Raw genomic sequence first — 16,845 nt, forward strand, 5'->3', positions numbered from 1 at the left:
AAGTATATCGAGCTATTCGCCCCCGAGCAAGTGCTTTCGCAAAATATTTTACAGCGCGCCTTCGGACGGCTTCTTGCCGAGCTCGACGCCGAGCTGCTTGAGCTTGCGATACAGGTGCGTGCGCTCGAGGCCCGTCTTCTCCGCGACGCGCGTCATGCTGCCGTTCTCGCGCGCGAGGTGATATTCGAAGTACGCGCGCTCGAACGCATCGCGCGCTTCGCGCAACGGGATGTCGAACGGGATCGCGGCCGTCTGGCCTGCGAGGCCGAGCGCCGACGCCATGTCGTCGCCGAGCGTCGGCAGCGCCGCAGCCGACGCGACCGCCGCCGGCCCCGCGGCCTGCCCGCCGCCCGCCTTCGCCGCCGCGTTCGCGGACACCGGCGCCGCGCCGCGTGCAAGGCCGTGCTCCACGGACTTCAGCAACTTCTGCAGCGCGATCGGTTTCTCGAGGAAATCGAGCGCGCCGATCTTGGTCGCCTCGACGGCGGTATCGATCGTCGCGTGCCCGGACATCATGATCACGGGCATCGTCAGCAGCCCCTGCGCCGCCCATTCCTTGAGCAGCGTGACGCCGTCGGTATCGGGCATCCAGATATCGAGCAGCACGAGATCGGGCGCCTGATTCAGCCGGTATTCCCGCGCGGCCTGCGCGTTCTCCGCCGCCTCGACGACATGTCCTTCATCGCTGAGGATCTCCGAGAGCAATTCCCGGATGCCCATTTCATCATCTACCACCAGGATGGTTGCCATTTACGCTGCCTTTGTCTGCTCACTTGCTTTTGTCTTGGCGGGAGTCGCCCCGTCCTGCGCACCGGATTCGGCGCCTGGCGTATCGCTCGCCATCTGCAGGAAGAGGATCGACACCTGCGCACCCTCGACGGTCTCGCCGTGCATGCGATTGCGCAGATCGATCCGCGCGCCGTGCTCGTCAACGATTTTCTTGACCGTGGCCAGCCCGAGCCCCGTGCCCTTCGCCTTCGTCGTCACGTAAGGCTCGAACGCGCGCGTCAGGATGCGTGCCGGAAAACCGGGCCCGTTGTCGGACACGGTCAGACGTACCGCGACGCGCGTTTTGCCCTCGGCGTCGGGGTCGCCATATTCTACTGTCTTGGTTTCGATCAACACACGCGGATGCGCGGACTCCGCGACCGAATCCTGCGCATTCTGCAGCAGGTTGTGAATCACCTGGCGCAATTGCGTCGCGTCGCCGCGAATCACCGGCAGCGACGGCGCGAGCTCGGCGACGATCGCGCTCTTGCCTTCGCCGACGCCGTACAGCCCGAGCACCTCGCTCGCCAGTTCGTTCAACTGCAGGTTCGCGAGCACCGCCGGCGGCGTGCGCGCGTATTCGCGGAAATCGTCGACCATCCGCTTCATCGCGGCCACCTGGTTCACGATCATCGTCGCGCCGCGCTTGAGCACGTCCGCGTCGTGCGGTGCGAGCTTGTCGGACAGCTTCATCTGCAGCCGCTCGGCCGACAGCTGGATCGGCGTCAGCGGATTCTTGATCTCGTGCGCGAGCCGCCGCGCGACCTCGCCCCACGCGACCGAACGCTGTGCGGAAATCACGTCGGAGATGTCGTCGAACACGACGACGTAACCGGACGTCTGCGGATCGTCGGCCTGCCCCTCGACCGTCGACACGAGACGCGTGCCGCGCACGAGCAGCGTCAGCGGCTCGGTTTCGCCCGGCACCTCGATCGCGAACTGCTGCTGCCAGTGGCCGCGATCGCCGCTGCCGCCGTCGGACGCCGCCTCGCGATCGGCGAACGCCTTGCGCACCATCGCGCCAAACCCGGCGGCCACGCCGATCCGGTCGAGCGTCGTACCGATCAGCGAGTTGAACGGCTGCCGGAAGATCCGCTCGGCACCGCGATTGGCCGTCGTCAGCCGGAACTGGCGGTCGAGCACGAACACGCCGGCCGTCAGGTTCGCGAGGATGCTTTCGAGATACGTCTTCGAATGCTCGAGCGCGATGCGGTTCTTCTCGACCGCGAGCCGCGCCTCGGACAACTGGCGCGTCATCGCGTTGAACGACTGCGTGAGGAAGCCGAGTTCGTCGCGCGTCTTGATCTCGCGCTTCGGCGTGTAGTCGCCTTCCGTGATCTCCTTCGTGCCCTGCGCGAGCAGGAACAGCGGCCGCGCGAGCTGCTGGCCGAGCGCGAGCGCGAGCATCATCGCGATGAAGGTCGCGAGGAACAGCGCGAGCGTCAGCGTGCCGATGTACATCTTGCGCAGGCCCGTGCGGCCGAGCGACTTTTCCTGGTACTCGCGGTACGCGCGCTGCACGGCGTCCGCGTTGTGCGCGAGCGTCGGCGGCACCGGCTGCGTGAGCTGCAGGAACCGCTCCGCCGGCTGCAGCAGCGACGTCGTCGCATCGGGAATCGGCCGCACGACGCGCAGCCGCAGCGCGCCCTTCGCGCCATGCGCGCGCGGGTCGCCGTCGACTTCGCCCTCGATCGCCGCATACGCGCCGTGTTCGCGCGCCTGGCTCAGCATCAGCGGCGTCGGCAGGTCGTCCGGAATCAGCGCCGCGAAATTGCCCGACGCCTGCGCGACGATGTGAAGGTCGGGCGCCGCGCCCGAGCCGCTGCGGCTCGGCTCGACGATCGTCGCGTCCTGCACGCCGAACTGGTCGCGCAGCCGCAGCAGCGTGAGCGTCGTGCCGTTCGTGTTCGCATCGACGCTCGCGAGCTGGTCGGACATCAGCCGCGCCTTCGTCTGCAGATCGGACAGCGACGCATCGAGCATCCCGCGGCCGAGGTTCAGCCCGGCCGTCAGCGCCGTCTCGACGTTCACGTCGAACCACGACTCGATACTGCGCGACACGAACTGGTACGACACGACGTAGATGATCCCACCCGGCACCACGCCGACGAGCGCGAAGAACACCGCGAGCTTCGCGAGCAGCCGCGTGCCGAACTTGCCCTTCCTCAGGCGCACGACGATCATCCCGATCAGCCCGAGCACCACGAGCAGGAACACGAGCGCGACGACGATGTTCGTCGCGTACAGCCACGAGTAGTAGCGGTCGAAGAATTCGGTGTTCGCGCTCGCAGCCGCGAGCAGCACGAGCAACAGCAGCGCGGTCAGCGCGACGGTCGAGACGATCACGCGGATGAGGAGGCTCTTCCCGCTGGCCGCGCGGCGTACTTTATTTAGCACGTTCGGTCACCGTGAAGTTGAAGCGCTTCCAGTCCGATCCGAGCGTCCAGTCGCGATTGTTCACGGCATCGACCTGGAACGGCTTCGGCATCAGCGCCGTATCGAGCTGCATCCGCACCGACGCCGTGTAGGTTTCGCCCGCGCGCACCTGGTTGCGGTCGATCACGTGCCACGACGTGATGTGACGAACCACCGCGAGCGCATCCTTCAGCGACGGGAAGCCAAGCTGCAGGCCACCCGTCGACACGCGGTACTCGCGCGTGAGCGGCTGGAACGACAGGCGGATCGTCTGCGTGACCGCCACCGGCTGCTCGTCGAACCAGTACCAGCGCGCGCGGCTCAGTTCGAAGTCGGTCGTGAAGTAAAGCGGGATGCCCTTGTTGACGGCATCCTCGAGGCTCGGATTCAGCTCGAAGTCGAAACGCGCGTCCAGGCTCCAGCCGCTTCCGTCCGACTGAAGCGACGCGCGCTGCACGGCGATCGATTCGGCATGCGCCGGCCGGACGACGACCAGGCACAGCGTCAACGCGACCAGCAAGACGGCCGCGAGCCGAAATGGAAAAAGGTGTTTGATCGTCACCGTTTCTGAAACCGCGCGTAGAAAAATCCGTCGTGATCGATGTTCTGGTCGAGTGCGCCGGCGGCCGCCCGCCCCTGCACGCCGCCCGGCAGCAGTTGGCCAGGGGCGTCCAATCGTACCGCATCTTCGCAGGCCGCTTCAAACCAGCGGGCCTGCCATTCGCCTTCCTCAGGAAAGATCGAACAGGTCACGTAAAGCAGTTCGCCGCCCGGCTTCACGAGCGGCCACAGCGCCGACAGGATGCGACGCTGCTCCGCGACGAGCGCCGGGATGTCGGCCTCTCGGCGCAGCCAACGGATGTCGGGATGCCGCCGCACGATGCCGGACGCCGAGCACGGCACGTCGGCCAGGATGCGATCGAACGGGCGCCCGTCGTACCACGCGTCCGGCGTGCCCGCGTCGCCGACGCACACGTTCGCTGCGAGCGACAGGCGAACGAGATTCTCGCCGATGCGCGCCGCGCGCGTCGCGTCGCTTTCGAGCGCCACGACGTCCGCATCGGCGAGCTCGAGAATATGGCCGGTCTTGCCGCCGGGCGCCGCGCACGCGTCGAGCACGCGCATGCCGTCACGCGCGCCGAGCCATTCGGCCGCGAGTTGCGCACCGGCGTCCTGCACCGACACCACGCCGTCGGCAAATCCCGGAATGCGATCCACCGGCAGCGCCGATGCGAGCCGCACGGCATGCCGGCCGATCGCGGTCGCGTCGATCCCGCTTGCGCGCAACGTGTCGAGATACGCATCGACGCTCGCACGACGCGCGTTCACGCGCAGCGTCAACGGCCCCTGACGCTCGCCGGCCGCGAGGATCGCCTGCCACGCGTCCGGCCATGCGCGCTTCACCGCATCGACCCACCACGCGCGGTAGTTCCAGTGCGCGACCGGATCGTCCTGCATCGCCGCGGCGAGTGCGTCGCGCTCCCGCAGGAAACGGCGCAGCACCGCGTTGACCATCCCTTTCGCGAACGCGAATTCGCGCCGAGCACCGATGACGGTGACGGCCTGGTCGACCACCGTGAATGCCGGGTACGCGGCCTCGTCCGCCGGGTCGAGCAGCAGCGCGAACGCGCCGGCGAGCACCGCGTGCACGTGCGCGGGCGGCGCCTTGCCGACGAACTTGCCGATCAACCAGTCCGCGCTGCCAAGGCGGCGCATCGTCCGGTAGGCGACGTCCTGGGTCGCACCGCGCGCGAGCGCCTGCGCACCGGGCGGCATCTGCGCGAACACCGCCGACAGTGCCGCCGGCAACGCGGTGCCGCGTCGCACCGCATCGACCGCCTGCGCGGCCGCGTCGAGCGCGAAGCCGAGCGAATCGGGCGACAGGTGCAGCGCAGACAGGCGCGCCGGGCGGCCGGAAGAAGTCGGAGCGGAAAAACGGGGTCGTGTCATCGGTGCGGAATCGGCAAACAAGCGCCGCAATCGGGTGCGGCAAACAAATGCGGCAAGCGGCGGCGGCAAACGGCGGGATCGCGGCCGCCACATGGCCCTGCGATCCCAAACCGCGCATTGTAGCGTGCGGTCATGCCGCCCCCTTTGGCCCCTTTACGGCGCGCGCAAATGAAACACCCCGCAGCGCGAAGCATGCGGGGTGGCGGAGCGGCCCGCGCACGGCAACGGCCGCGCGCGGTACGCCGGGGTATCAATCGAAGCGGCCGGTGCGCGCCATCTCCATCAGGCGTGCGATGCGCTCCTCGGTGGCCGGGTGCGTCGAGAACAGGTTCTGCAGGCCACCGCCGTGCAGCGGGTTCATGATCATCATCTGCGCGGTGGCCGGATGCGCTTCGGCTGCCTGGAACGGGATGCCCGCCGCATAGCGATGGATCTTGTCGAGTGCGGTGGCCAGCGACTGCGGATCGCCGGAAATCTGCGCGCCGCCTCGGTCGGCCTCGAACTCTCGGGCCCGCGAAATCGCCATCTGGATCAAGGCGCCCGCAATCGGGGCGAGCAACGCGACCGCGATACCCGCGATCGGGTTGGCCGGCCGGCCGTTCTCGTCGCGTCCGCCAAAGAACATCGCGAAGTTCGCGAGCGCCGAAATCGCGCCCGCCATCGTCGCGGTGATCGTCGAGATCAGGATGTCGCGGTGCTTCACGTGCGCGAGCTCGTGCGCCATCACGCCGCGCATCTCGCGCTCCGACAGCACGCGCAGGATGCCCGTCGTCGCGGCGACCGCCGCGTGCTCGGGATTGCGACCCGTCGCGAACGCGTTCGGTGCGTCCTCGTTGATCAGGTAGACGCGCGGCATCGGCAGATTCGCGCGCGTGGCCAGCTCGCGCACCATCCGGTAGAACTGCGGCGCCGTGTTCTCGTCGACTTCCTGCGCGTTGTACATGCGCAGCACCATCTTGTCGGAGAACCAGTACGAGAAGAAATTCATGCCGAGCGCGAACAGCAGCGCGATCGTCATGCCGCGCGAGCCGCCGATCATCCCGCCGATCACGATGAACAGGGCCGTGATCGCGGCCATCAGCATCGCCGTTTTGACCCAATTGAACATACCCACTCCTTATCCGTCAGGGGACCCGCCGCGCATCACAGAGCACGGCGGAAAATTGTAAGCGATTTGTTAGATAAGGTCTCGCCGGAAAAATTCAATCTCAGCGTTGCGAACTCGCAAGCCGAAGGCCGAGGCCGACGAAAGCGCTGCCGACCGTGCGGTCGAGCCACTTCTTGACGCCCGGCTTGCCGGCAAAGCGCTGCGTGACGCTGCCCGCCACCCACGCGACGAGGCTCGTCCAGACCGTGCTCATCGCGACGAACACCGCGCCGAGGGTCAGGAATGCCCACGCCTTGTGCGGACTGTCGGCCGACACGAACTGCGGGAAGAACGACACGAAGAACAGCACGACCTTCGGATTCAGCACGTTGGTCCAGAAACCCTGCATGAAAAGCTGGCGCAGCGGCTTGGCGGCCGCGGCCTGCGTGGCTTCGGCGCCCGACGGCGCGGCGGCCTGCTTCGCGACGATCATCCGCACGCCGAGATAGATCAGATATGCGGCGCCGACCAGCTTGATCACCGTGAACGCGGTTGCCGACGCCGCCAGCAGCGCGGTCAGGCCGAATGCACATGCGAGCGCGTGGACGCAGCAGCCGGCCGAAATACCGAACGCCGACATCAGCCCCGCGCCGCGCCCCTGCGCGACGCTGCGGCCGATGATGTAGGCCGTATCGGGGCCGGGCGTGATGTTCAGCAGGAAAACCGCGAGCACGAAGAAGTCGAAATGGACGATGCCGAACATGAAAACCTCGAAACCGGAAAGCGCAGGGAAATTCTACGCGTGCCTGCGGCCCCGCGCGACTCGGCCGTCCGGCCAGTTGCGCGGGGCCGGCGAATCCGGTCGAATGACGCTCAGGCCGTGTCAGTCGACGTCGGGCAGCGCGAAACGCTGGCCTGCGGCGAGCGGCGAACCGGCGAGGAATTCGCGCGCGGGCAGCCGCTTGCCGCCCGGCTTCTGCAACTGCGTGACGCGCAGCGCGCCGCTGCCGCATGCGACCACCACGCCTTCCGGCGCGGCCTCGACGATCGTGCCGGGCGCCGCGTCGCCGCGCGCCGCCACGGGCTCGGCCGCCCACAGCTTGATGGCCGCACCGTCGAGCGTCGCGACGCCGCCCGGGAACGGATCGAACGCACGCACCTGGCGCGCGAGTACGTCGGCGGGCTTGCGCCAGTCGAGCGCCGCTTCGTGCTTGCCGATCTTTTCCGCGTAGCTCACGCCGTCGGCCGGCTGCGGCGTCGCCGGCAGCGTGCCGTCGCGCTCGAGCCGCACGAGCGCGTCGACGATCAGCCGCGCGCCGTCGGCGGCGAGCCGGTCGTGCAGCGTCGCGGTCGTATCGTCGGGCGCGATCGCGATGCGCGCCTCCTCGATCATCGCACCGGTGTCGAGGCCGGCATCCATCTGCATCAGCGTGACGCCGGTCTCGGCGTCGCCGGCTTCGATCGCGCGATGGATCGGTGCGGCGCCGCGCCAGCGCGGCAGCAGCGACGCGTGGATGTTGATGCAGCCGGCGCGCGGGATGTCGAGCACCTCCTGCGGTAGCAGCAGGCCGTACGCGGCCACCACCATCACGTCGTGCGGCGTCGTGCGCAGCAGCCCGATCGCGTCGGCCGCCTCCGCCGGATACTTGCCCGCGCGGCGCAGCGACGGCGGCTGCGCGACGGTCATCCCGTGCTCGACCGCGTAGCGCTTCACGGCGCTCGCCTGGAGTTTCATCCCGCGGCCGGCCGGGCGATCGGGCTGGGTGAGCACGAGCGGCACCGGGAAACCGGCCTCGTGGATCGCGGCAAGGGCAGCCGCGGCGAATTCCGGCGTGCCGGCAAAAATCACGCGCAACGTATGGGTCATGACAGCGTTCGGGGTCGGGCTGGGCGTACGCGCATCACATCGCGCGTTCGAGTTTCTTCATCTTCGTCTTGATACGCGTCTGCTTGAGCGGCGACAGGTATTCGACGAATACGCGACCCATCAGGTGATCCATCTCGTGCTGGACGCACACGGCGAGCAGGCCTTCGCAGTCGAGCTCGAAGGTCTCGCCCTGCTCGTTGAGCGCGCGCACGCGCACGTGGTCGGGGCGTTCGACTTCGTCGTAGATGCCCGGCACCGACAGGCACCCCTCTTCATAGATCTGCTTCGCGTCGCTCGACCACACGATCTCCGGGTTGATGAACGCGCGCAGCTCGTTCTTCTCCTCGGAGACGTCGATCACGATCACGCGCTCGTGCACGTCAACCTGCGTGGCCGCCAGGCCGATGCCCGGCGCCGCGTACATGGTCTCGGCCATGTCGGCGACGAGCTTGCGGATCCGGTCGTCGACCTTGTCGACGGGTTTGGCGACCTTGTGCAGCCGCTTGTCGGGGTAATGAAGAATATTGAGCAAAGCCATGGCGTTCGGTATTCGGTGAAGCGGCGTGCCGCATCGGCCATCCGGCCGGCTGGCGCCGCCGCCGGGATGCAATGAAGATGAGGCGGATGCGTGGCATATCAATGCCGCGGATCGCGCCTCCTGCAATCGGCCGGGCGCCTGCGCGCACGGCCCTGTCGAGTATTTCGGATGATGAAAATTTTATCATGGCGCCACGCGCTGCGCTGGCCGCCGCATTCGAGGGCCCCCTCATGTCGCCGCAAGCGCTGACGCCCTCCGCGCTGCGCGCATGGCTGCAGCTCGCGCATGCGCCCGGTCTCTCGCCCGCCGTCTTGCAGGCGCTGCTCGCGGCATTCGGCTCGCCGGCGGCAGTGCTGTGCGCGTCCGGCCAGGCCATCGCCGCCGTGAGCAGCCCCGCCGCCGCGCAAGCCGTGCGAGCGAGCGAGACGATCTCGATACGCGCACCGACGCCGCGCTCGCCTGGCTCGACGGGCCGGGCAACGTGCTCGTCACGCTGAGCGATCCGGCCTACCCGCCGCGGCTGCGCGATCTGCATGATCCACCGCCGCTACTATATGTAAAGGGGCGGCTCGACCTGCTGCACGCACGCGGCCTCGCCGTGGTCGGCAGCCGCCATGCGACGCCGCAGGGGCTCGCCGACGCAACGCATTTCACCCACGCGTTGTCCGACGCGGGTCTCGCGATCGTCTCGGGACTTGCGCTCGGAATCGACGGCGCCGCCCATCGCGGCGGGCTCGACGGCCGGTCGGGCACCGTCGCGGTGATCGCGACGGGCGCCGATCTCGTCTATCCGGCGCGCCACCGCGCGCTCGCCCATGAGATCGCCGCGCACGGCGCGATCGTGTCGGAATGGCCGCTCGGCACGCCGGCCCGTGCCGCGCATTTTCCACAGCGCAACCGGCTGATCGCCGCGCTCGCGATCGGCGTGCTCGTCGTCGAAGCGGCCCCGCGCTCGGGCTCGCTGATCACCGCGCGGCTCGCGAACGAACTGGGGCGCGATGTGTTCGCGGTGCCCGGCTCGATCCACGCGCCGCTCGCGCAGGGCTGCCACGTGCTGATCCGCGACGGCGCAAAGCTCACCGCGGCGCCGCTCGACGTGCTCGAGGAATACGGGCTCGGCGAGCCGGCGGTGCGCACAACGGGCGGCGCGGCGCGCGCCGGCAACCCGCGCGCGAACGCTGGCGAAATCCGCGCGCCCGCCACTGCCGGCGTCGCGCAAGCGGATCGCGCCGTCGCGGCCGCCGCGCCGCCCCGATCCGAAGCCCCGCCACCGGGCGATCCGTCGGAACAAGCGGTGCTCGCCGCACTCGGATACGGCCCCGTTACTTACGAATGGCTCGCCGAGCACAGTGGCCTGTCCGACGACGTGCTGCATGGCGCGCTGCTCGCGCTGGAACTGGCCGGCCGCATCGCGAGCGTCGCCGGCGGACGCTTCGCGCGGCTCGACGCGGCGCCCACCCCGTCCGCGCGGGGCATGCTACATTCCCCGCCATAGGGGCGGCCCGGCCGCCGACGATATCCAAGGAATTCCATGCCCGCGCTGAATCTCGACACCGATGCGGATCGGATTGCCGAGCGCCTCGCCGATCCCGGCACGTTGCTGGTGGCCTGCCTGTGCGCCGAGTGGTGCGGCACGTGCCGCGACTACCGGAGCGCCTTCGACCAGCTCGCCGATGCGCATCCGGACGCCTGCTTCGCCTGGATCGACATCGAAACCCATGCCGACCGGCTCGACGATCTCGACGTCGAGAACTTCCCGACCATCCTGATCGAGGACGCCCATACCGCGCGCTTCTTCGGCACGGTGCTGCCGCACGCGGCGATCGTCGAGCGCATGCTGTCCGACTTGAGCGCGGTGCCCGGTGCGCCGCACGCACCGAAATTGCGCAACCTCCTGAACGTCGAAGCCTGAATTCGCGGCCCGGAGCGGCAGTTTTGCGCATGTTTGCGCGCCCCGCGGCGCCGGGCGCTTGCCGCCGTTGCGGCCCCCCTCTATGATGAGCCGCTTTTTACACGCCGAGCCGCCGTCGCTGCGGCGTGTGCTATAAAGCGGTCGTAAAAGGGACCCACAACCGGCGAACCCGGTCTACCAACACACACCTGTCATGTCCAAAGCACTGATCATTGCGGAAAAGCCTTCTGTCGCGAACGACATCGCACGCGCTTTGGGCGGTTTTACCAAGCATGACGAGTATTACGAGAGCGACGATTTCGTCCTTTCGTCCGCTGTCGGCCACCTGCTGGAAATCGCAGCCCCGGAGGAGTACGAGGTCAAGCGCGGGAAATGGAGCTTCGCGCATCTGCCCGTCATTCCCCCGCATTTCGACCTGAACCCGATCGCAAAAAGCGAGTCGCGCCTCAAGGTGCTCACGAAACTGATGAAGCGCAAGGACGTCGACCGCCTGATCAACGCATGTGACGCGGGGCGCGAAGGCGAGCTGATTTTCCGCCTGATCGCGCAGCACGCGAAGGCGAAACAGCCGGTCCAGCGTCTGTGGCTGCAATCGATGACGCCGCAGGCGATCCGCGACGGGTTCGCGAACCTGCGCAGCGACTCGGACATGCAACCGCTCGCCGACGCCGCCCGCTGCCGCTCGGAAGCCGACTGGCTCGTCGGGATCAACGGCACCCGCGCGATGACCGCGTTCAACAGCAAGGGCGGCGGCTTCTTCCTGACCACTGTCGGCCGGGTTCAGACGCCAACGTTGTCGATCGTCGTCGAACGTGAAGAGAAAATCCGTCGCTTCGTCCCGCGCGACTACTGGGAGGTGAAGGCCGAATTCGCGTGCGCGGCCGGCTTCTACGAAGGCAAGTGGTTCGACCCGAAATTCAAGCGCGACGAATTCGATCCGGAAAAGCGCGACTCCCGCCTGTGGAGCCTGCCGGCCGCCGAAACGATCGTCGCCGCCTGCCGCGACCAGGTCGGCACGGTGTCCGAGGAATCGAAGCCGTCGACGCAACTGTCGCCGCTGCTGTTCGACCTGACGAGCCTGCAGCGCGAGGCGAACAGCCGCTTCGGCTTCTCCGCGAAGAACACGCTCGGCCTCGCGCAGGCGCTGTATGAAAAGCACAAGGTGCTGACCTACCCGCGTACCGATGCGCGCGCGCTGCCGGAAGACTACCTGTCGACGGTCCAGTCCACGCTCGAGATGCTCAAGGAGAGCCACAACTACCTGCCGCATGCGAAGCAGGTGCTCGACAAGGGCTGGGTGAAGCCGAACAAGCGGATCTTCGACAACTCGAAGATCAGCGACCACTTCGCCATCATCCCGACGCTGCAGGCGCCGAAGTCGCTGTCCGAGCCGGAGCAGAAGCTGTACGACATGGTCGTGAAGCGCTTCCTCGCGGTGTTCTTCCCGGCAGCCGAATTCCGCGTGACGACCCGGATCACCGAAGTCGCCGGCCATCACTTCAAGACCGAAGGCAAGGTGCTCGTCGAGCCGGGCTGGCTGCAGGTGTACGGCCGCGACGCCGAAGGCGCGGACGCGAACCTCGTGCCGGTACAGAAGGACGAGAAGGTGAAGACGGACGAGATCGCCGCCGTCGCGCTGGTGACGAAGCCGCCCGCACGCTACTCGGAAGCGACGCTGCTGTCGGCGATGGAAGGCGCAGGCAAGCTGGTCGAGGACGACGAGCTGCGCGAGGCGATGGCCGCGAAGGGCCTCGGCACGCCGGCCACGCGCGCGGCGATCATCGAAGGCCTGCTCGGCGAGAAGTATCTGCTGCGCGAAGGCCGCGAACTGATCCCGACCGCGAAGGCATTCCAGCTGATGACGCTGCTGCGCGGCCTCGGCGTGAAGGAACTCACGGCGCCCGAGCTCACCGGCGAATGGGAATACAAGCTGTCGCAGATGGAGCGCGGCAATCTCGGCCGCGACGCGTTCATGCAGGAAATCGCCCGCATGACGCAGCAGATCGTCAAGCGCGCGAAGGAATACGATTCGGACACGATCCCCGGCGACTATGCGACCCTCGAGACACCGTGCCCGAACTGCGGTGGCCAGGTGAAGGAAAACTACCGCCGCTTTGCGTGCACGAAGTGCGAGTTCTCGATCTCGAAGATTCCGGGCAGCCGGCAATTCGAGATCCCGGAAGTCGAGGAGCTGCTGCAGAAGAAGGAAATCGGGCCGCTGTCGGGGTTCCGCAGCAAGATGGGCCGCCCGTTCTCGGCGATCCTCAAGCTGTCGTTCGACGACGAGACGAAGAACTACAAGCTCGAGTTCGATTTCGGCCAGGACCAGGGCGGCGAGGAAGGCGAAGCGCCCGACTTCTCCGCGCAGGAACCGGTCGGCGCGTGTCCGAAGTGCAAGGGCCGCGTGTTCGAGCACGGGATGAGCTACGTGTGCGAGCACTCGGTGGCGAACCCGAAGACCTGCGACTTCCGCTCGGGCAAGGTGATCCTGCAGCAGGAAATCACGCGCGAGCAGATGGGCAAGCTGCTTGCCGACGGCCGCACGGATCTGCTGCCGAACTTCAAGTCGTCGCGTACCGGCCGCAACTTCAAGGCGTTCCTCGTGAAGCAGCCGGACGGCAAGATCGGCTTCGAGTTCGAGAAGAAGGAGCCGAAGGCCGCCGCCGCGAAGAAAACGGCCAAATCGGCGGCGAAGGATGCCGAAACCGTGACCGAAGGCGCCGAAGAGAAACCGGCACCGGCACGCAAGACCGCCGCTCGCAAGACGGCGGCGCGCAAGACGGGTTCGTGACGCCCCGGCCGCCGGGCGCCGCTCGCGGCGCGTCCGGCACCGGCACGCAGCCATAAAAAAACGCGGATCGATCGATCCGCGTTTTTTTTCGTGCCGCCCGCCGAGCCGTTACAGCGGCGACGGCACCGCCACGCGCGTGCGCGGCGAGCGTGCAAGACGCGGCTGCAGGTTCGGATCGGTCGACTCGGGCTGCTCGGCCCGCATCTCCACGCCGATCGGCGGCGGCGTCGCGCCCTGCGCGGCCCACTGCTCGCCCATCATCGCGTCGGTCGAGTGGCTGAAATGTTCGACGAGGTGGTCGATGAACGTGCGCACCTTGGCCGGCAGGTGGCGCCGGCTCGGGTAGGCGATGTTGATCTCGACCTGCGGCAGCCGGAATTCCGGCAGCAGCCGCACGAGCGCGCCGCGCGCGATGTCGCTGCCGATCAGGTAGCTCGGCAGGATCGCGACGCCCATTCCGAGCAACGCGAACTGGCGCAGCATCGCGGTGTTGTTCGCGACGATCACGTTGGTCGGGCGCACGCGCACTTCGCCGTCCGGCCCCGTGAACACGCGTTCGTCGCCCCAGTATTCGGTCGGCAGGCTCAAGGCCGGGTGCTCGGCGAGCTGTTCCGGATGAATCGGCACGCCGTGCTTCTCCAGATAGCTCGGCGTCGCGCACACGGTCATGCAACCGGTGGTGAGACGCCGCGTGACGATGCTCGCGCTGCGCATCTGGCGCGTGACGACGATGCCGACGTCGAAGCCTTCCTCGACGAGATCGACCTGCCGGTCGACCAGCGTGAGATCCGGCACCACCTTGGGGAAATTCTCCGTGTACGACTGCAGCACGGGAGCGAGGTTGTGCAGGCCGAATACGACCGGCGCAACGATGCGCAGCGTGCCGACCGGCTCGTGATTGCGTGCGACGACCATCTGCTCGACGTCCTCGAGCTCGTCGAGGATCTGGCGGGCACGCTCCAGATAGACCTGACCCGACTCCGTCAGGGAGAGGCTGCGCGTGGTGCGGTTGAGCAAACGCGTGCCGAGCCGGCCTTCCAGATCGGCGACGTGGCGCGTCGCGACCGCGTTGGAGATATCCATTGCGCTCGCGGCCCGCGCGAAACTGCCGAGATCTGCAACCTTGACGAACACGCGCATCGACTGCAAATGATCCATAAACGACTCCTGCCGCTGTTACAACTTCAAAAAGATGAAGCAAATGCGTAATTCTCCTACGACAGCGGAAAAGATGCAGAGTTGCTCAACAAGGGGCCGGTTGACGATAAAAATAGTCAAAAATCCTCGGCTTCCGCGGATAGTTGATCCAATTATTCTGCTTGGAGCAACAATTGGGTGAACCTCGTCGAGGAAGCGGCCGAATCAGAAAAGACGTGTTTGATGCGACACAACAGCGCACCCGTTCGCATGGCGCGCGAGTGGCGGCGGGGATGGCCGGCGCCGATTGCGGCGGAGCGTAACAACCTGTTAAAAAGACACCACGAAAGCGGCCGACGTTGCATCATGTCGGCCCCGGCCGGGCAGAGCGGGTGCGCAAGGTGCGCCGCCGCCCGTGCCGCTTTCAACGCGCGACACCCCGTTCACCATGAAAATTGCCATCCTCGACGATTACCAGGACGCCGTCCGCAAGCTGAACTGCTTCGAGATGCTCGCCGGCCACGACGTAAAGGTCTTCAACAATACGGTGCGCGGCCTGGGACAGCTCGCCAGCCGTCTGGCGGAGGTCGAGGCGCTCGTGCTGATCCGTGAACGGACCCCGATTACTTCGCAGCTGCTGTCGAAGCTGCCGAACCTGCGCATGATCAGCCAGACCGGCCGCGTGTCGAGCCACATCGATCTCGACGCGTGTACCGACCGCGGCATCGCGGTGCTCGAAGGCACCGGTTCGCCGGTCGCGCCGGCCGAGCTGACCTGGGCGCTCGTGATGGCCGCCCAGCGCCGCATCCCGCAGTACGTCGCGAACCTGAAGCAGGGCGCGTGGCAGCAGTCGGGCCTGAAGACGTCGGCGCTGCCGCCGAACTTCGGCCTCGGCCAGGTGCTGCGCGGCCAGACGCTCGGCATCTGGGGCTACGGCAAGATCGGCCGGCTCGTCGCCGGTTACGGCAAGGCGTTCGGGATGAACGTGCTGATCTGGGGCCGCGAGCATTCGCTCGAAGCCGCGCGCGCCGACGGCTACACGGCCGCCGAGAGCCGCGAAGCGCTGTTCGAGCAGAGCGACGTGCTGTCGCTGCACCTGCGCCTGCACGACGACACGCGCGGGATCGTGAAGCAGGAAGACCTGATGCGGATGAAGCCGACGTCGCTGCTCGTCAACACGAGCCGCGCCGAGTTGCTCGAGGACAACGCGCTCGTCAACGCGCTGTCGCACAACCGTCCGGGGATGGTCGCGATCGACGTGTTCGAAAGCGAGCCGATCCTGCAGGGCTACAGCCTGCTGCGGATGGAAAACGTGATCTGCACGCCGCACATCGGCTACGTCGAACGCGAAAGCTACGAGCTGTATTTCAGTGCCGCCTTCCGCAACATTCTCGCGTTCGACGACGGCGACATGTCGAGCGTCGCGAACCCGGAAGCGCTGACGCCGATCCGCAAGCGCTGATCGCACGGGCTGCGCACGCCGCGCGGCCCCGCTGCTCCGTTCCCGATCGTCAGGCGGCCACGCGGCCACCCGTCATCGCGCCGACACGCGTGAGGAAGTGCTCGCCGTCGCGCCGACCGAGATCGTACGCATGCCGCATCTGCGACGGGCTCGTGTAATCCCAGCTCGAAATCGGCACCTTGCTCGACGGCTGCACGTACAGCCGCCGCTGGTCGCCATGCGCGACCGTGAACATCTGCGGACGCGGATACAGCCGCGTGACGAGCACCAGCACGTCGCCCGGCGCCGGGTCGAGCGCATCGACCGGCACGTTATCGACCATCCCGCCGTCGAGCACCGGCCGGCCGCCGCGCCGCAGCACCGGCGTGAACGGCGGCGTACAAGACGATTGCAGGATCAGGTCGGCGAGTTCGTCGACTTGCGTGCAGGCCTGCGCGCGCACGAATTCGGGCCGGAAACCGAGCGTGCGCCCGAGCGTCGGATGCAGCGTCTTGCGCACGTACTTTTCGATGTTGTACGCGACGAGGCCGGCGGCGACCGCGCTGCGCGCGCCGAGCCAGCGCGGCACGTGCGACACGCCGATGCGGATCTCCGGCGCCGCGGCGAGCTTTGCGAACGGCTCGCCGTAGATGTCGAGCAACGCCTGGCGGTAGATCCGGTAGTGCGGAAACACCGGCTCGCGCCCGAACAGGTTGCCCCAGTACGCGTTCTTCCGGTTGTGGCGCAGCGCCTCTTCGTAATAGCGCATCACCCACGCGGCGTCGCGCGTATACAGCATGCACGCGGTGGCCGCGCCGGCCGAGATGCCGGTGATCACGCGCGGGCGCAGGCCGAGGGCCGGCTGCGCGACGTCCCAGAAGCCAGCCTGCCACCAGCACCGATTGCCGCCGCCCGCAAAGACGATCTGGTCGAACATCG

General features: G+C 67.5%; 13 protein-coding genes and 1 pseudogene. 4 read left to right on the forward strand and 10 right to left on the reverse strand.

Translation table 11 applies throughout. The annotated features are described in order from the left end of the window. Positions 1-48: 48 nt before the first annotated feature. The 8 genes from esaR to def all read right to left on the reverse strand — a co-directional run bounded on the left by esaR (position 49) and on the right by def (position 8,625). Positions 49-750, reverse strand: a complete 702-nt coding sequence (gene esaR / locus WT97_RS02265) for a response regulator transcription factor EsaR (RefSeq protein ID WP_006495385.1) — start codon at positions 748-750, stop codon at positions 49-51. Beyond that, complete coding sequence (esaS, locus tag WT97_RS02270) at positions 751-3,165, reverse strand: sensor histidine kinase EsaS (RefSeq protein ID WP_059791085.1); 2,415 nt, start codon at positions 3,163-3,165, stop codon at positions 751-753. Then, positions 3,155-3,745, reverse strand: coding sequence for a DUF4390 domain-containing protein (locus WT97_RS02275; RefSeq protein WP_059501434.1), 591 nt, complete (start codon positions 3,743-3,745; stop codon positions 3,155-3,157). Before WT97_RS02275 ends, esaS begins: the two co-directional genes overlap by 11 nt. After that, the gene (gene rsmB / locus WT97_RS02280) at positions 3,742-5,133 is read right to left on the reverse strand and encodes a 16S rRNA (cytosine(967)-C(5))-methyltransferase RsmB (RefSeq protein ID WP_060352748.1); all 1,392 of its coding nucleotides are present in this window, start codon (positions 5,131-5,133) and stop codon (positions 3,742-3,744) included. The genes WT97_RS02275 and rsmB overlap by 4 nt, the downstream gene beginning before the upstream one ends. 250 nt (positions 5,134-5,383) lie before the next feature. Continuing rightward, entirely contained in the window at positions 5,384-6,241 is an 858-nt protein-coding gene (gene htpX, locus WT97_RS02285; RefSeq protein ID WP_006485774.1) for a zinc metalloprotease HtpX, read from the reverse strand. Between the two features lie 100 nt (positions 6,242-6,341). Continuing rightward, a complete protein-coding gene (locus tag WT97_RS02290) occupies positions 6,342-6,983 on the reverse strand; it encodes a LysE family translocator (RefSeq protein WP_059791087.1) in 642 nt (213 codons plus the stop codon). A gap of 120 nt (positions 6,984-7,103) precedes the next feature. Further along, the gene (fmt, locus tag WT97_RS02295; RefSeq protein WP_059791089.1) at positions 7,104-8,087 is read right to left on the reverse strand and encodes a methionyl-tRNA formyltransferase; all 984 of its coding nucleotides are present in this window, start codon (positions 8,085-8,087) and stop codon (positions 7,104-7,106) included. A 34-nt stretch (positions 8,088-8,121) separates the two neighbouring features. Next, the gene (gene def / locus WT97_RS02300; protein WP_006477461.1) at positions 8,122-8,625 is read right to left on the reverse strand and encodes a peptide deformylase; all 504 of its coding nucleotides are present in this window, start codon (positions 8,623-8,625) and stop codon (positions 8,122-8,124) included. A 185-nt stretch (positions 8,626-8,810) separates the two neighbouring features. Here def and dprA point away from each other — a divergent pair. From dprA to WT97_RS02315, 3 genes and pseudogenes are all read left to right on the forward strand, one after another. Continuing rightward, positions 8,811-10,120 (forward strand): annotated as a pseudogene (gene dprA, locus WT97_RS02305) (DNA-processing protein DprA). A 36-nt stretch (positions 10,121-10,156) separates the two neighbouring features. Next, positions 10,157-10,537 carry a thioredoxin family protein gene (locus WT97_RS02310; RefSeq protein ID WP_060030765.1) on the forward strand — a complete coding sequence of 127 codons (381 nt, stop codon included), beginning with the start codon at positions 10,157-10,159 and terminating at the stop codon, positions 10,535-10,537. A gap of 193 nt (positions 10,538-10,730) precedes the next feature. Next, on the forward strand, positions 10,731-13,328 hold the full coding sequence (locus WT97_RS02315) for a DNA topoisomerase III (protein WP_059501444.1): 2,598 nt from the start codon (positions 10,731-10,733) through the stop codon (positions 13,326-13,328). A gap of 108 nt (positions 13,329-13,436) precedes the next feature. Here the strand turns inward: WT97_RS02315 and WT97_RS02320 are convergent, their stop codons facing one another. Next, entirely contained in the window at positions 13,437-14,486 is a 1,050-nt protein-coding gene (locus tag WT97_RS02320) for a LysR family transcriptional regulator (RefSeq protein ID WP_034208702.1), read from the reverse strand. A gap of 427 nt (positions 14,487-14,913) precedes the next feature. On the opposite strand from WT97_RS02320, the gene WT97_RS02325 reads away from it, so the two are divergent. Beyond that, entirely contained in the window at positions 14,914-15,927 is a 1,014-nt protein-coding gene (locus WT97_RS02325) for a D-2-hydroxyacid dehydrogenase family protein (protein WP_034208703.1), read from the forward strand. 49 nt (positions 15,928-15,976) lie between these two features. Here WT97_RS02325 and WT97_RS02330 read toward each other — a convergent pair whose 3' ends face one another. After that, positions 15,977-16,843: a patatin-like phospholipase family protein gene (locus tag WT97_RS02330; protein ID WP_059501446.1), complete on the reverse strand. Its 867-nt coding sequence runs from the start codon at positions 16,841-16,843 to the stop codon at positions 15,977-15,979. Between the last annotated feature and the right edge of the window lie 2 nt (positions 16,844-16,845).

Source organism: Burkholderia sp. MSMB1459WGS (genome assembly GCF_001534535.1).
GTDB lineage: Bacteria > Pseudomonadota > Gammaproteobacteria > Burkholderiales > Burkholderiaceae > Burkholderia.

Excerpts from the sequence above, each read along its gene's own strand:
- esaR (WP_006495385.1), bottom strand. The coding sequence starts at position 750 with ATGGCAACCATCCTGGTGGTAGATGATGAAATGGGCATCCGGGAATTG.
- rsmB (WP_060352748.1), bottom strand. The coding sequence starts at position 5,133 with ATGACACGACCCCGTTTTTCCGCTCCGACTTCTTCCGGCCGCCCGGCG.
- htpX (WP_006485774.1), bottom strand. The coding sequence starts at position 6,241 with ATGTTCAATTGGGTCAAAACGGCGATGCTGATGGCCGCGATCACGGCC.
- WT97_RS02290 (WP_059791087.1), bottom strand. The coding sequence starts at position 6,983 with ATGTTCGGCATCGTCCATTTCGACTTCTTCGTGCTCGCGGTTTTCCTG.
- fmt (WP_059791089.1), bottom strand. The coding sequence starts at position 8,087 with ATGACCCATACGTTGCGCGTGATTTTTGCCGGCACGCCGGAATTCGCC.
- def (WP_006477461.1), bottom strand. The coding sequence starts at position 8,625 with ATGGCTTTGCTCAATATTCTTCATTACCCCGACAAGCGGCTGCACAAG.
- WT97_RS02310 (WP_060030765.1), top strand. The coding sequence starts at position 10,157 with ATGCCCGCGCTGAATCTCGACACCGATGCGGATCGGATTGCCGAGCGC.
- WT97_RS02315 (WP_059501444.1), top strand. The coding sequence starts at position 10,731 with ATGTCCAAAGCACTGATCATTGCGGAAAAGCCTTCTGTCGCGAACGAC.
- WT97_RS02320 (WP_034208702.1), bottom strand. The coding sequence starts at position 14,486 with ATGGATCATTTGCAGTCGATGCGCGTGTTCGTCAAGGTTGCAGATCTC.
- WT97_RS02325 (WP_034208703.1), top strand. The coding sequence starts at position 14,914 with ATGAAAATTGCCATCCTCGACGATTACCAGGACGCCGTCCGCAAGCTG.
- WT97_RS02330 (WP_059501446.1), bottom strand. The coding sequence starts at position 16,843 with ATGTTCGACCAGATCGTCTTTGCGGGCGGCGGCAATCGGTGCTGGTGG.